This window comes from Phocaeicola faecium, assembly GCF_014837055.1.
Classification (GTDB): Bacteria; Bacteroidota; Bacteroidia; order Bacteroidales; family Bacteroidaceae; genus Phocaeicola; species Phocaeicola gallinarum.
In genome coordinates this window covers 54,623-68,882 of sequence record NZ_JACSPQ010000002.1, presented here as the reverse complement: position 1 = coordinate 68,882, position 14,260 = coordinate 54,623, and the positions used below count along the sequence as shown (strand labels likewise).

The 14,260-nt window shown below is 47.8% G+C and carries 9 protein-coding genes; 7 read left to right on the top strand and 2 right to left on the bottom strand.

Annotated elements, in window-relative coordinates:
* Nucleotides 1-8 precede the first annotated feature (8 nt).
* From H9626_RS05920 to H9626_RS05895, 6 genes are all read left to right on the top strand, one after another.
* Entirely contained in the window at nucleotides 9-1,133 is a 1,125-nt protein-coding gene (locus H9626_RS05920; RefSeq protein WP_191709905.1) for a glycoside hydrolase family 26 protein, read from the top strand.
* Between the two features lie 7 nt (nucleotides 1,134-1,140).
* The gene (locus tag H9626_RS05915) at nucleotides 1,141-2,313 is read left to right on the top strand and encodes a glycoside hydrolase family 130 protein (protein ID WP_191709904.1); all 1,173 of its coding nucleotides are present in this window, start codon (nucleotides 1,141-1,143) and stop codon (nucleotides 2,311-2,313) included.
* A 24-nt stretch (nucleotides 2,314-2,337) separates the two neighbouring features.
* Nucleotides 2,338-3,729: an MFS transporter gene (locus H9626_RS05910; RefSeq protein ID WP_191709903.1), complete on the top strand. Its 1,392-nt coding sequence runs from the start codon at nucleotides 2,338-2,340 to the stop codon at nucleotides 3,727-3,729.
* Nucleotides 3,722-4,915, top strand: coding sequence for an AGE family epimerase/isomerase (locus tag H9626_RS05905; protein ID WP_191709902.1), 1,194 nt, complete (start codon nucleotides 3,722-3,724; stop codon nucleotides 4,913-4,915). The genes H9626_RS05910 and H9626_RS05905 overlap by 8 nt, the downstream gene beginning before the upstream one ends.
* A 169-nt stretch (nucleotides 4,916-5,084) precedes the next feature.
* On the top strand, nucleotides 5,085-6,512 hold the full coding sequence (locus tag H9626_RS05900) for a sialate O-acetylesterase (RefSeq protein WP_191709901.1): 1,428 nt from the start codon (nucleotides 5,085-5,087) through the stop codon (nucleotides 6,510-6,512).
* 63 nt (nucleotides 6,513-6,575) lie between these two features.
* Nucleotides 6,576-8,921 carry a glycoside hydrolase family 3 N-terminal domain-containing protein gene (locus H9626_RS05895; RefSeq protein WP_191709900.1) on the top strand — a complete coding sequence of 782 codons (2,346 nt, stop codon included), beginning with the start codon at nucleotides 6,576-6,578 and terminating at the stop codon, nucleotides 8,919-8,921.
* Nucleotides 8,922-9,287: 366 nt separating this feature from the next.
* Here the strand turns inward: H9626_RS05895 and H9626_RS05890 are convergent, their stop codons facing one another.
* The gene (locus tag H9626_RS05890) at nucleotides 9,288-10,601 is read right to left on the bottom strand and encodes a glycoside hydrolase 5 family protein (protein ID WP_418833725.1); all 1,314 of its coding nucleotides are present in this window, start codon (nucleotides 10,599-10,601) and stop codon (nucleotides 9,288-9,290) included.
* A 103-nt stretch (nucleotides 10,602-10,704) separates the two neighbouring features.
* On the bottom strand, nucleotides 10,705-12,813 hold the full coding sequence (locus H9626_RS05885; RefSeq protein WP_191709898.1) for a glycoside hydrolase family 97 protein: 2,109 nt from the start codon (nucleotides 12,811-12,813) through the stop codon (nucleotides 10,705-10,707).
* 643 nt (nucleotides 12,814-13,456) lie between these two features.
* On the opposite strand from H9626_RS05885, the gene H9626_RS05880 reads away from it, so the two are divergent.
* A complete protein-coding gene (locus H9626_RS05880) occupies nucleotides 13,457-14,260 on the top strand; it encodes a CPBP family intramembrane glutamic endopeptidase (protein ID WP_178255633.1) in 804 nt (267 codons plus the stop codon).

Sequence of the window (14,260 nt, the reverse complement as noted above, 5' to 3'; positions counted from 1 at the left end):
TGAATCTTATGAAAAACCGCACATATATTCATATCTTTATGGTACTAACAATGGGGTTAACCGGATGTTCTCAGGCAGCTAAAGAAGAAGCTGCCGGGAACTTCCGGACTCCGGAAGCCTCAGCAATGCTGGAAACCTTAAAGACCTTACCTGAACAGGGTGTATTCATGTTCGGTCATCACGATGACCCGGTTTACGGAATAGGTTGGGACGGAGACTCTGCCCGCAGCGATGTAAAAAGCGTATGCGGAGACTATCCCGCTATCATGTCATTCGATTTGGGAAGGATGGAAATCTGGGGAGACAGGAATCTCGATAATGTCTCGCTCGACCGTATCCGCAAAGAAACCGTCGCACAATATCAACGGGGCGGAATGGTTTCTTTCAGTTGGCATACCGATAATCCGCTTACCGGAAAAGATACATGGGACGTTTCCGATTCTACCGTGGTGAAATCCATCTTGCCGGGAGGAGCCAATCATGACAAATTCATCGGATGGATAGACAAGGTTGCCGATTACTTAAACTCCATACAAACCTCGGAAGGCATAAAAGTTCCGGTATTGTTCCGCCCGTGGCACGAGCATACCGGAAGCTGGTTCTGGTGGGGACAGAATCTTTGTACGACGGATGAGTATAAAGCCTTGTGGCAGATGACTTATAACCGCATGAAGGAAAAAGGAGCCGACCAGTTGCTATGGGCTTACTCACCGGGTACAGAGCCTAACGATTCTACCGAATATCTGGAACGCTATCCGGGAGACAGCATCGTAGACCTGATAGGTGTGGATATTTATCAATACGGGGATAATGAAAGCTATCAGCAAAACTTAGACAAGTCATTGCAGATTCTGACACAGGTAAGCAGAGCTCACGGCAAGGCTATGGCAATAACAGAGACCGGTTATGAAACCATACCCGATTCTACATGGTGGACTCAAACCCTGTTGCCCGTAATTGAGAAATATCCCATCAGCTATGTCTTAGTCTGGAGAAATGCACGAGAGAAAGAAAACCATTTCTATGCTCCTTATCCCGGACAGGTTTCGGAAAAAGATTTCATCAAGTTTTATGAAAATCCGAAAACCGTATTCGTTGGCGATATAAAAAGTATAGTCAAAAACAATAAATGAAGATATTATGAGTCAGTTTAAAGAAAAAGTAAAAACGCTGTTCGCTAAATATGAGACACTGATAACACGTAAAAATGAACCTGTTGAAAACACAAATGGCGTATACGTACGCTATAAATACCCGGTTGTAACGGCCGCTCACACGCCGGTGTTCTGGAGGTATGATTTAAACGAAGATACCAATCCGTATCTGATGGAGCGTATCGGAGTGAATGCTACCATGAACTCAGGAGCTATCAAATGGAACGGGAAATACCTGTTGGTGGTACGGGTGGAAGGTGCCGACCGCAAATCGTTCTTTGCTGTTGCCGAGAGTCCGAACGGTGTAGATAATTTCCGTTTCTGGGATTATCCCATTACGATGCCCGATGACGTTATTCCTGCCACCAACATCTACGACATGCGACTGACAGCGCATGAGGACGGATGGATTTACGGTATCTTCTGTGCCGAACGTCACGATGACAGCGCACCTGCAGGAGACCTTTCGGCAGCTACCGCTACGGCGGCAATCGCTCGTACCAAAGACTTGAAAACATGGGAACGCCTGCCGGACTTGAAAACAAAGAGTCAGCAACGGAACGTGGTGCTTCATCCGGAGTTTGTAAACGGGAAATATGCGCTTTACACCCGTCCGCAGGATGGATTTATCGATGCAGGAAGCGGCGGAGGTATCGGCTGGGCGTTGGTTGACGATATTACCCATGCCGAAATTCACGAGGAAAAGATTATCGACGCACGTTTCTACCATACCATCAAGGAGGTGAAAAACGGCGAAGGACCTCATCCCATCAAAACCCCGAAAGGATGGTTGCACCTTGCCCACGGAGTGCGTGGCTGTGCTGCCGGATTGCGCTACGTTCTTTATCTGTACATGACTTCATTAGACGATCCTTCGCAGGTGATAGCTTCGCCGGGCGGATACTTCATGGCTCCCGAAGGCGATGAGCGCATAGGCGATGTTTCCAACGTGTTGTTTTCTAACGGATGGATTGCCGACGAAGACGGTACGGTGTATATTTACTATGCTTCTTCCGATACACGGATGCACGTGGCGGTTTCTACGATAGACCGGTTGGTAGACTACTGTATGAATACGCCCGAAGACGGACTGACCACCACGGCTTCGGTAGAAACGCTGAAGAAGTTAATCGACAAAAACATGAAAATAATGAAATAAACAAATAAACGAAAGGTAAGCACTATGATAAAACTCAGGGAGAAAATAGGATATGGATTCGGGGATATGGCATCGTCGATGTTTTGGAAACTCTTCGGGGCCTACCTGATGATTTTTTATACAGACGTATTCGGACTGCCTGCGGCGATGGTAGGAACCATGTTTTTAGTCACCCGTGTTTGGGATTCGGTTTTCGACCCCATTATCGGAATCGCTGCCGACCGCACAAGCAGCCGTTGGGGGAAGTTTCGTCCTTACCTCTTGTTTCTCGCCGTTCCTTTCGGTTTCATCGGCGTGCTTACCTTTTACACTCCTCCGTTCGGGGATGCCGGCAAGCTGGTATATGCTTACATCACTTACTCGCTGATGATGATGGTTTACTCCGGCATCAACGTGCCTTATGCTTCGCTGCTTGGTGTAATGAGCCCGAACCCGCAAGAAAGAAACACGCTGTCTACGTTCCGCATGATGTTTGCCTACCTCGGCAGTTTCATTGCCTTGTTGCTTTTCATGCCGATGGTCAATGCGTTTAGCGGACATAGCAAGGAGATTGCCAACCAGCAGACGGGCTGGCTGATGGCGGTGGCGGTTATTGCCGTAATGTGCATCGTTCTGTTCTTGGGCTGTTTCGCTTGGACGAAAGAGCGCGTAAAGCCGATCAACGAACAGCGTACTTCGCTGAAGAATGACATCAGGGATTTGTTTCACAACAAGCCGTGGTGGATTCTTTTCGGGGCGGGAATCGGGACGTTGGTATTCAATTCCATCCGCGACGGGGCTGCGGTTTACTATTTCAAATATTTCATCGTAGAAGAGCATTTCCATTCCATTACCCTGTTCGGCGTGTCGTTCGTATTGAGCGGGCTGTTTCTTTCCGTGGGACAAATAGCCAACATCATCGGGGTAATACTGGCGGCTCCGCTGAGTAACCGAATCGGGAAAAAGACTACCTTTGCTGCTGCCATGCTGATAGCCGCCGTGCTGAGCGTTATCTTCTTTTGGTTCGATAAAGACGACTTGGTACTGATTTTTCTCTTCCAATGTCTGATAAGCATTTGTGCCGGAAGCATCTTCCCGCTCTTGTGGTCGATGTATGCCGACTGTGCCGACTACTCTGAGCTGAATACCGGAAACCGTGCCACCGGACTTATATTCAGTGCCTCATCCATGAGCCAGAAGTTTGGCTGGGCAATCGGTACTGCCGTTACGGGATGGCTGCTTTCTTACTTCGGATTCCAAGCCAATGCCGAACAGAGTGCGGAAACCATCAACGGTATCAAGATGTTTCTGAGCTGGCTTCCTGCTGCGGCAGCCTGCATCTCTACGCTCTTTATCGTTTGCTATCCGCTGGGCGAGCAGAAAATGAAGAATATCATTGATAAGTTAAACTTAAAACGTACGCAGAAAAATGACTGAAACGATAAACACACTCCGCAAGGAGGTTACAGAAGAATTAGAGGGGAATATCCTTCCGTTCTGGATGAATAAGATGACCGACCGCGAGCGGGGAGGATTTTACGGGCGCATCAGCGGAGAGGATGTCTTAATGCCGGACGAGCCTAAGGGGGCGATTCTGAATGCCCGCATCCTCTGGACATTCTCCGCTGCCTACCGTTTGTTGAAAAAGCCGGAATATCTGGCTACTGCCACACGCGCCAAACGTTATCTGCTCGACTTTTTTTACGACAAGCAGTTTGGAGGCATTTATTGGTCGGTGGATTGCGAAGGGAATCCGCTCGACACTAAAAAACAAATCTATGCCTTAGGTTTCGCCATCTACGGACTGAGCGAATATGCCCGTGCCACCGGCGATGAAGAGGCGTTGGAATATGCCATACGGCTGTTCGAGGTTATTGAGAAATACAGTTTCGATGCAGAGAAAAACGGATATGTGGAAGCGCTGACGCGCGACTGGCAACCGATAGCCGACATGCGTCTGAGCGATAAAGACGAAAACGAGAAGAAAACCATGAACACCCATCTGCACATTCTCGAACCGTACGCCAATCTGTATCGGGTATGGAAAGACGGGCGGTTGAAAACTCAGTTGAAAAACCTGATAGAGTTATTCGTCACCAAGATATTAGACACGCAAACGTATCACCTGAACCTGTTTTTCGAAGATGACTGGACGAATAAATATCACCTTATATCTTACGGACACGACATCGAGGCTTCGTGGCTGATTCATGAAGCGGCATTGGTTTTGGGCGATGAAACGGTTCTGAAACAAATTGAGCCGGTTATCGTGCGGATAGCCCGTGCTGCGGATGAGGGACTGAACGCCGACGGAAGCATGATGTACGAACGTTTTTCTGATAAGGGTGAGACCGACCGCGAACTTCACTGGTGGGTGCAGGCCGAGAACGTAGTAGGTCACTTGAATTTATACCAGCACTTCGGCGACGAGGAAGCATTGTCGACCGCACTCCGCTGCTGGCAGTTTATCAAAGACAAGCTGATTGACCGCGAAAACGGGGAGTGGTACTGGAGCCGCTTTGCCGATGGAAGCATCAATCGCAACGACGACAAAGCCGGGTTCTGGAAATGTCCGTATCACAACGGACGTATGTGCTTGGAAATCAACGAGCGTTTTGCCTGAAAAACGCTACCCATAGAACAGGGCAACACTATGGGTAGAACCGGACAGTTCTACCCATAGAAATGATTAACACTAACGGTTGCGTTTTCGGGAACACAAAGGCGGAGAATTTCTGCATATAGTTCAGGCAAATTTACCATAGAATATAAACTACTAATACTTTGAAATTATGAAAAGACCATTCAGCACTGCTGTCTTGTTATTGGCGAGCGTTATGGCATGGGGAAAAGTAACCTTGCCGGACATCGTAAGCGACAACATGGTGCTTCAGCAGCAAACCCAAGCCCGGCTGTGGGGATGGGCAGAACCTCAAACGGAAATAACCGTACACACGTCGTGGAACGAGAAGACTTACCTCACCCGTACGGACGAGAAAGGGCGGTGGCTCGCGACGGTAGACACACCTGCCGCTTCGTATGAACCGCAAACCATCTCAATATCCGACGGCGAGACCGTGCAGTTAAACAATGTGCTTATCGGCGAAGTATGGTTTTGTTCCGGACAGTCGAATATGGAGATGCCTCTCGCGGGATTTGATAATTGCCCGATAGCCGGTGCCAACGAAACCATAGCCGCGGCGGGACAGTGGAAGGGAATCCGCATGGCTACCGTCGAAAAGAACGGACAACTGAAGCCCGTAGACCGCTGTACGGGAAGTTGGAAAACAAGCACTCCTGAAAATGCACCCCGATTCAGCGCCACAGCATTCCATTTTGCCATGATGATGAACCGCGTGTTAAACGTACCGATAGGCATCATCCATTGCAGTTGGGGAGGGTCGATGGTGGAAGGCTGGCTTCCCCGCGAAATCGTATCTCAATATCCCGACATTGATTTGTCTCGCGATATCCGCAAGGATGCTCCGCACGACTGGTGGCATTGCCTCAGTCCGGTATTGATGTATAACGGAATGTTGAAACCTCTCCAGCAGTACACCATCAAGGGGTTCTTGTGGTATCAGGGAGAGTCGAACGTGGGAAGGCACTCCACTTACGCCGAACGGCTGAAAACGATGGCGGAGCTTTGGCGCAAGGAATGGGGACTTGGCGAACTGCCTTTTTATTTCGTAGAGATAGCGCCATACGGTTCGGCAGAAGGAACGACAAGTGCCTTGTTGCGCGAAGCCCAGTTCAAAGCCCAATCGCTGATACCGAACAGTGCCATGATTTCTACCAATGATTTGGTAGAACCGTATGAAGCCTGCAACATTCATCCGAAAGATAAAAAACACGTAGGCGAACGGTTGGCTTATCAGGCGTTGAGCAAAACGTATCACGTTAGTGGAATCGAGGCGGACAGCCCTTCCTTCTTATCGATGGAAATAAAAGACAATGCTGCCATTCTCAGTTTCAGTCACGCCGATAACGGTTTCAATCGTATGAACGGAATGACAGGCTTTGAAATGGCGGGCGAAGACAGGGTGTTCCATCCGGCAGAAGCCGAACTGACAGGAAGAAACCAAATAAAAGTTACCTGCAAGGAAGTGGACCGCCCGGTTGCCGTACGGTATGCTTTCCGCGATTTTCTGCCCGGCAATGTGGCAAACCTGCGCGGACTGCCGCTCATTCCTTTCCGTACGGATAGCTGGGAAAAATAAATATCCGCATTTCACCCAATAACGTCATAATAATGAAAAACTAACGATTAAACTCCAATCTGTATGAATCAAATAAAAAACATAGCGCTCGCTTCCATGCTTTGCGCCAGTGCCTGTGTCTCGTCCGCCGGACAGACCGTACCGCCTGCCATCACACCCGATCCGGAAATAGAAGCCAATATTCAGAAGTGGCTGAAGCAAATGACTCTCGACGAAAAGGTAGGGCAAATGTGTGAAATAACCATTGATGTGGTTACGGATTTCGAGAAAAGCAAAAACGGATTTGCCCTCAGCGAAGCAATGCTCGATACGGTTATAGGGAAATACAAAGTGGGCTCGCTGCTAAACGTTCCGTTGAGCGTGGCTCAAAAGAAAGAGGTATGGGCAGCCATGATTAAGCAAATCCAAGACAAATCGATGAAAGAGATTGGCATTCCATGTATTTACGGAGTAGACCAAATACACGGAACAACCTATACGCTCGACGGTACGCTATTCCCGCAAGGCATCAACATGGGGGCAACCTTCAACCGTGAGTTGGTAGAAAGAGGAGCGGAAATCTCTGCTTATGAGACCAAAGCGGGATGTATTCCGTGGACTTACGCGCCGGTGGTAGACTTGGGACGCGACCCTCGCTGGCCTCGCATGTGGGAAAACTACGGCGAAGACTGTTATGTAAATGCAGAAATGGGAGTTGCTGCCATCCGTGGATTTCAAGGAGATGACCCGAATCACATCGGCGAAAACCGGGTAGCAGCCTGTGTGAAACATTATATGGGTTACGGTGTACCCGTTTCGGGAAAAGACCGTACACCGTCGGCTATTCCCCGCAGCGAATTGCGCGAAAAACATTTCGCACCGTTTCTGTCTGCCATCCGCGCCGGCGCACTGAGTCTGATGGTCAATTCGGGCGTAGATAACGGAATGCCTTTCCACGCCAACAAGGAATTGCTTACCGACTGGTTGAAAGAAGACTTGAATTGGGACGGGCTGATTGTAACCGATTGGGCGGACATCAATAATTTATGTACGCGCGACCATATCGCCGCTACCAAGAAAGAAGCTGTCAAGATAGCCATTAATGCGGGAATCGACATGTCAATGGTTCCTTACGAGGTCAGCTTCTGCACGTACCTGAAAGAGCTGGTTGAAGAAGGCGAAGTGCCAATGAGCCGTATCGATGATGCCGTAGCCCGTGTATTGCGATTGAAGTACCGCTTGGGGTTATTCGAACATCCTTATTGGGACATCAGCAAGTACGACCGTTTTGCTTCGCCTGAATTTGCGGAAGAAGCACTTCATGCAGCGGAAGAGTCCGAAGTGTTATTGAAAAACGATGACCATATACTGCCCATCGCTCGCGGGAAAAAGATTCTGCTGACCGGGCCGAATGCCAACTCCATGCGTTGCCTCAACGGGGGATGGTCGTATAGCTGGCAAGGACATCGTGCGGATGAATATGCACAGAATTACAATACCATTTACGAGGCTCTCTGTAACAAATACGGAAAAGAACAGGTAATCTATGAACCGGGAGTGACTTATGCTCCTTATAAAAACGACAACTGGTGGGAGGAAAACACGCCGGAAATAGATAAAGCAGTAGCCGCAGCCAACAACGCAGACGTTATCATTGCTTGCATCGGCGAAAACTCTTACTGTGAAACTCCCGGAAACCTGACCGACCTTACGCTTTCTGCCAACCAGCGTAATCTGGTAAAGGCATTGGCGGCTACCGGGAAACCGATTGTATTGATTCTGAATCAAGGGCGTCCACGTATTGTCAACGACATTGTTCCGCTGGCGAAAGCTGTCGTCAATATCATGCTCCCCGGTAATTACGGAGGGGATGCGCTGGCTAATTTATTGGCTGGCGATGTGAACTTCAGCGGAAAGATGCCTTTCACTTACCCGAAACTCATCAACTCATTAGCCACTTACGATTACAAGCCTTGTGAAAATATCGGTCAGATGGCAGGGAACTACAATTACGATTCGGTTATGGACGTTCAATGGCAATTCGGCTTCGGATTAAGCTACTCCACTTACCAATATGATAACCTCCGCGCAGACAAATCATCTTTTAACCCCGATGAAGAACTCACCGTAACGGTAGACGTCACCAATACCGGAGGCAGAGAGGGCAAAGAGAGCGTATTGTTATACTCAAGCGATCTCGTAGCCAGCAGTACACCGGACAATATCCGCTTGAGAGACTTCGAGAAAATCTCTTTAAAACCGGGTGAAACCAAGACCGTAACATTTAAATTGAAAGCTAATGACTTAGCGTTCGTAGGATACGACGGCAAGTGGAGACTGGAGAAAGGCGACTTCAAATTATCGTGCGGTAATCAGCAAACTACCATTACTTGTACGCAAACAAAAGTATGGGACACCCCTAATCGTTAATTCGGTAACAAGGCAAGATAAAGAAAAAGGTTGCAATCCGTATGAATGTCTACGGTGCAACCTTTTCTTGTTATACAACTTCAAATTCTCTCAAATTAACACGGCGATTACTTGTTATACATTCCGCCGTACATTACCATTGCGCTCCATTCCAGATTCTTTCTGATAGAACGAAGCAAACTTTTTACCTCTTTCATTCTGTTTTCAGTTTAGTCGTTATCCTTTCAATCTTTGTATTTCTCTCCTTATAAGGTGTTATCAAGAAACTTATTTCATGTTTTACAACACAAAAATACGACCATTTCGGATAATCTTTCCAACGAAAAAGAAAAACATACCGGAATGGCCGTATTTTTTTGACCTGTATCAATAAGACTCATCAGAACATGACAAAATTGCATTGATATTCCGAATCAAAGAGAGGGTTGTGCTGTCAGTGCTGAATACGGAATTAAGCCCTTGAGCTTCTTGTGCCGGATCGCCTGTATAATCGTCACCCGGTTTCCAATAATCATGCCCGGTAGGAAGGGATGCGCTTCCGCCCCATGCCCAGAAATTACATCCAGCCAGTAGGCCTCCCGTACGGGCATGTTTGTTTATCAAACCGAAAACCGATTCATAATAGCTGTCGCGGGCAACGGTTGGGGCATGTTTTTCAAATTTAAATCCGTCGCGCGGATAACCGAACTCCTCGATTACCATCGGTTTGCCGCAGCGTTCTGCCACGGACAAATGTTCCGTTATATACTTTTCGGTTTTTTGTTTGGCATTATCCAGCTTCTGCTGCAAACTGTCTTCCGATACCCACCCCCAATTATAAGGCCAGATATGGATGGTCAAGTAATCAATATGTTCATTCTGATGAATCCGTTCGAACAGCGATATGTCTTCTTCGCAACCTGCTTTACCTTCGCTCCCGGTAGATATCAACTGACGGGGAGCAAGCGAATCAAGTTGAGTTGCTGCCTTTTCCAACCAATCGGCAAATGCTTCTTTATTATCTTGGGAGAAAGCACGCGGTTCGTTACCTATTTGCCACGACATGATGGTGGGGTCATCGGTATAACGCTTCCCCGTATAACGGTTAGTACGTGTCACGATATCGTTAACATAGTTTGAAAAAAGCCTTTTCGCCGCCTCCGATTGCGGAAACTGTTTTACATAATTCATGAAAGCCTCATAGCCGTCTATCGCCGGGACGGGGATTTTTCCGAAACCTGCCCATTCAAGGTATTGCCCGTAACCGCCGCTCCACTCCCACGAGTTATTCAGGTAAAGCACAGCCAGCATGTCGCGCTTGCCCATTTCCATCAACAGATAATCCAGTCCTGCCAGAATCGTATCGTTATACACTCCGGGAGCAGTTTGCAAGGTAGGCTCTACTTTTGTCGGAACGCCGGATTTTCCATCCGCCCCGACCAACACACGCAAGTTGTTTACTCCCAATGCTTTCAACGAATCCAGTTCTTGGCATAAACGTTTCCGGTTACCGCCCGTTCCTTCCGAACCCAAGATGGCTCCATACCAGAAATTCGCCCCTACATAATAGTACGGTTTACCATTACGGATAAACTGACCGTTTTTTACAGATACAAACATATCCTGTTCCGCCTTTTGCTTGGGCGATGAACAGGATATGCATAACAAAGCTACCGCCACAGCGCAGAAAAATTGTTTCATCATAAGATTTACCGGTTAAAGTTTCTGCACAAAAGTAGCTTGGTCCGGGCAGATTTACTGCTACTATCTTATCAAAGGATGATACTTCTTTTATAACTCCTTTTTATAATTCCCTGATGCTGATAGCCACTCCCCCACTCGGTGCAAGGCGTTGCTTCAATACGGTTTTGCGGGTTACTTTCTTCGTGGATATTACATAATCTTTCGGGTTGGTGCGCCAGTCGGCTTTCTTTCCGTCGGCATAAATCGTTGCTTCATATTTCTTTCCTTCCGGCAAGAAGCTGAGGTCGATGACTGCTTCGCGGGCATTTTCATCGGTTATTCCGCCGATGTACCATTCGTTTTTGCCTTTTGCTTTACGGGCTATCGTAATGTAATCACCCGGTTCGGCTTCGAGGATATATGTATTGTCCCAGTCTGCTGCCACATCTTTAATAAATTGGAAAGCGTCGGGATATTTTTCATAATTCTGATACAAATCAGCAGCCATCTGGAGCGGACTGTACATGGTTACGTAAAGTGCCAACTGTTTGACGAGCGTGGTACTGAGTTTCGCTTTGTTCGAACCGTAAACCGAAAGGTCGCCTTCGAAGATTCCCGGCGTATAGTCCATCGGGCCTCCCATCAGGCGTGTAAACGGAAGAATGGTGGTATGTTCAAGCGTATTGCCGTTGAAAGACTCAAACTCTGTTCCGCGGGCAGATTCTTGGGCGAACCAGTTGGGATAAGTACGACACAATCCGGTAGGACGTACCGCCTCGTGGGAGTTGACCATCACCTTATATCTGGCAGCCGTTTTCGCCACACGCAGGTAGTGGTTTACCATCCACTGTCCGTCGTGATATTCGCTGCGCGGAATAATCGGGCCTACGTAACCGGTCTTTACGGCATCGTATCCGTTATCTGCCATAAAGCGGAAAGCATCTTCCATCTGGCGTTCATAATCGGCAACCGATGAAGTGGTTTCGTGGTGCATGATGATTTTCACGCCACGCTCTGCCGCATAACGATGAAGTTCTTCCACATCGAAATCGGGATAAGGTTTGTCGAAATCGTAAATGTGTTCCTTTATGTAGGCAAAGTTCGCTTCCCAACCTTCGTTCCATCCTTCTACCAATACGCCGTCGAAACCATGTTTTGCAGCGAAGTCGATGTATTCTTTCACGTGAGCCGTATTTGCCCCGTGTGTTCCGTTCGGTTTCTCTTTCGTATAATCTGTTTCACCGATTACGATGTCCTGATTATTGGTATAAGCCCACGTAGAGCCTTGTCCGGTAAAGTATTCCCACCACACACCGACGTACTTCACCGGGTGAATCCACGATGTATCTGCCAGCTTGCAAGGTTCGTTTAAGTTCAATATCAAGTTCGAAGCAAGTATGTCGCGCGCGTCGTCGCTCACCACCACCGTACGCCACGGAGTAACACTGCCAGTCTGGATAAAACCGCGCGCTCCGTTACGGTCGGGCGTCAGATGAGAGGTCAAAACAAAAGCCTTGTCATCCAAGTCGAGGCACATTGCCGGATAATTTACCAACGCAGCTTCGTGGATGTTGATATACAGTCCGTCGGCAGACTTCAGCATCAGCGGTGTTTGTACGGCAAGTCCCGGCGTGAAGGCTTTCGCTGCCAAAGGTTCTTGACGCACTTTCTCGGTCAGCGAGGCTACCTCCGATAGTTTCGACACCGTGGTAGGATATTCGTTGGTATCGTAATCGCCCGGCAACCAGAAAGCCTTATGGTCGCCCGTCAACCGGAACTCCGTGGTTTCGCCATCGAGCGTAAAGTTACGCAGTTCTTTCTGTACGGGGAATTCGTAACGGAAGCCCAAGCCATCGTTGAAAAGGCGGAAACGGATGTTCAACAGCCAGCCGGTTCCGTTTTGCTGTAAGGCTACAAACATTTCTTTATGGTTGTCTCGAATCTCACTGTTTTCGCCCAACACCGGTTTCCACGTGGTGTCCGATTCAGAAAAGCGCGTATCGGTTATCGTAAAATCTTTATTGAATACATACGACGGACGTATCCGGAAGCCCATCTTGCTTTCTTTAATAACGTCTTTTCCCTTATACTGAAGGGAGTAAACGGGCGTACCGTCATCCAGCAGGCGGAAATTCAGCTTTAAATTACCATCGGGCGAATCCAACGTTTGCGCAGAAACCGTTCCTGCCACCATCCAACACAACATACCGATAAAAATGATAAGTCTCATAGAATACGGGGTTTAATGATTAACATTTTTACTTTACACTATTAATAATAAAACATGCCCTCCAAAATCTGCTGAGAGCATCTGGTTATAATGATAACAACTTTTCTCACAGAAATACTTAACGTTCAGGGTTCCATTCCTCACCTCTCCCGCGCCTGTTCCGCCGCTATCCGAAGCCTCTGATAAAACATGCGGATAAACTGTTTGGTTCATGCGATAAAACGGACAAAAGAACCGACTTGTGTCACTTACCCCGATTGCAGACATTTCCGTACATGCAAATTTCGGATTTTTTGACGACAAAAGAAAGCGGAGTGAACAATTGTTTCTCTGCACTTGTTTAAATTTTTACATTTTTATTTTTACGGCAAAGGAATATCGCCTACATTTGTAATGAAGTGATTAAAACTTATAATGAGCTTGTTTTAAGCCTTCTCCAGCCTATCCGGAGGCTTGAAAAATTCTATGGGTAGAACCGGGCAACGCTATGGGTAGAACCTGTTAACACTACCGCATGGGATGGACCACACTAACGGTAGCGTTTTTTCAGGGCATAGCGGTGGAAATTTTTTCGTGCTTCCGCAGGGTCAGGAAAGGTTTAAGAGGTTCAATATTTTTAACAAGATAAAAACTGTTATTCATTATGGGACGTACCATCAAACTATTGCTCTATTATCTCATTTATCAGTTTGCCACGCAAGGAGTTTTTACCTGCGGCTACATGGTTTATCATCACACCACCCAACTTCCTAACCTGACAGATCCAAGCGGAGTGACTCTGCTGCTGATGTCGCAATTAATCGGAACGCTCGCTTTGGTCGTTCACCTGCTTGCGTGGAAATACGTCCGGCTGAACCGACAGACACTTGCTTATTACAATTCGGGCAGCGTATTGGCAGTATCTATCCTGTTCATCATCGGCATGGGACTATGGTGTAACTACTTGAGCGAGCTGGTCAACCTCCCCAACAACATGGAAGCCACGTTTGAAACCATGATGCACCACCCGGCGGGAATCATCGCCATCGTTGTCATGGCACCCATTGCCGAAGAATTGCTTTTCAGGGGGGCTATTCAAGGACACTTGTTACGCAAATGGAAGAAACCCGCCGCAGCAATCATTGTTTCTTCACTGCTGTTCGGTGCCATCCACGGCAATCCGGCACAAATCCCGTTCGCTTTCGTACTCGGACTGGCTTTGGGATGGATTTATTACCGTAGCGGAAGCCTCATCCCCAGCATCCTGATGCATTTCATCAACAACGGAACTTCCGTCGTACTTTTTCTTTATTCCGATAATCCCGATGCCACCATGCAAGAGGCTTTCGGAACAACCGATGCCATCTGTATCGCTGCGGCAGGCGTAGTGCTTACCCTTGCCTGTATCTATATTTTCCGCAAAAAGCTGCTTCCGCAACCGGCTGACTGGCAAGAGGAAACGGCTTGA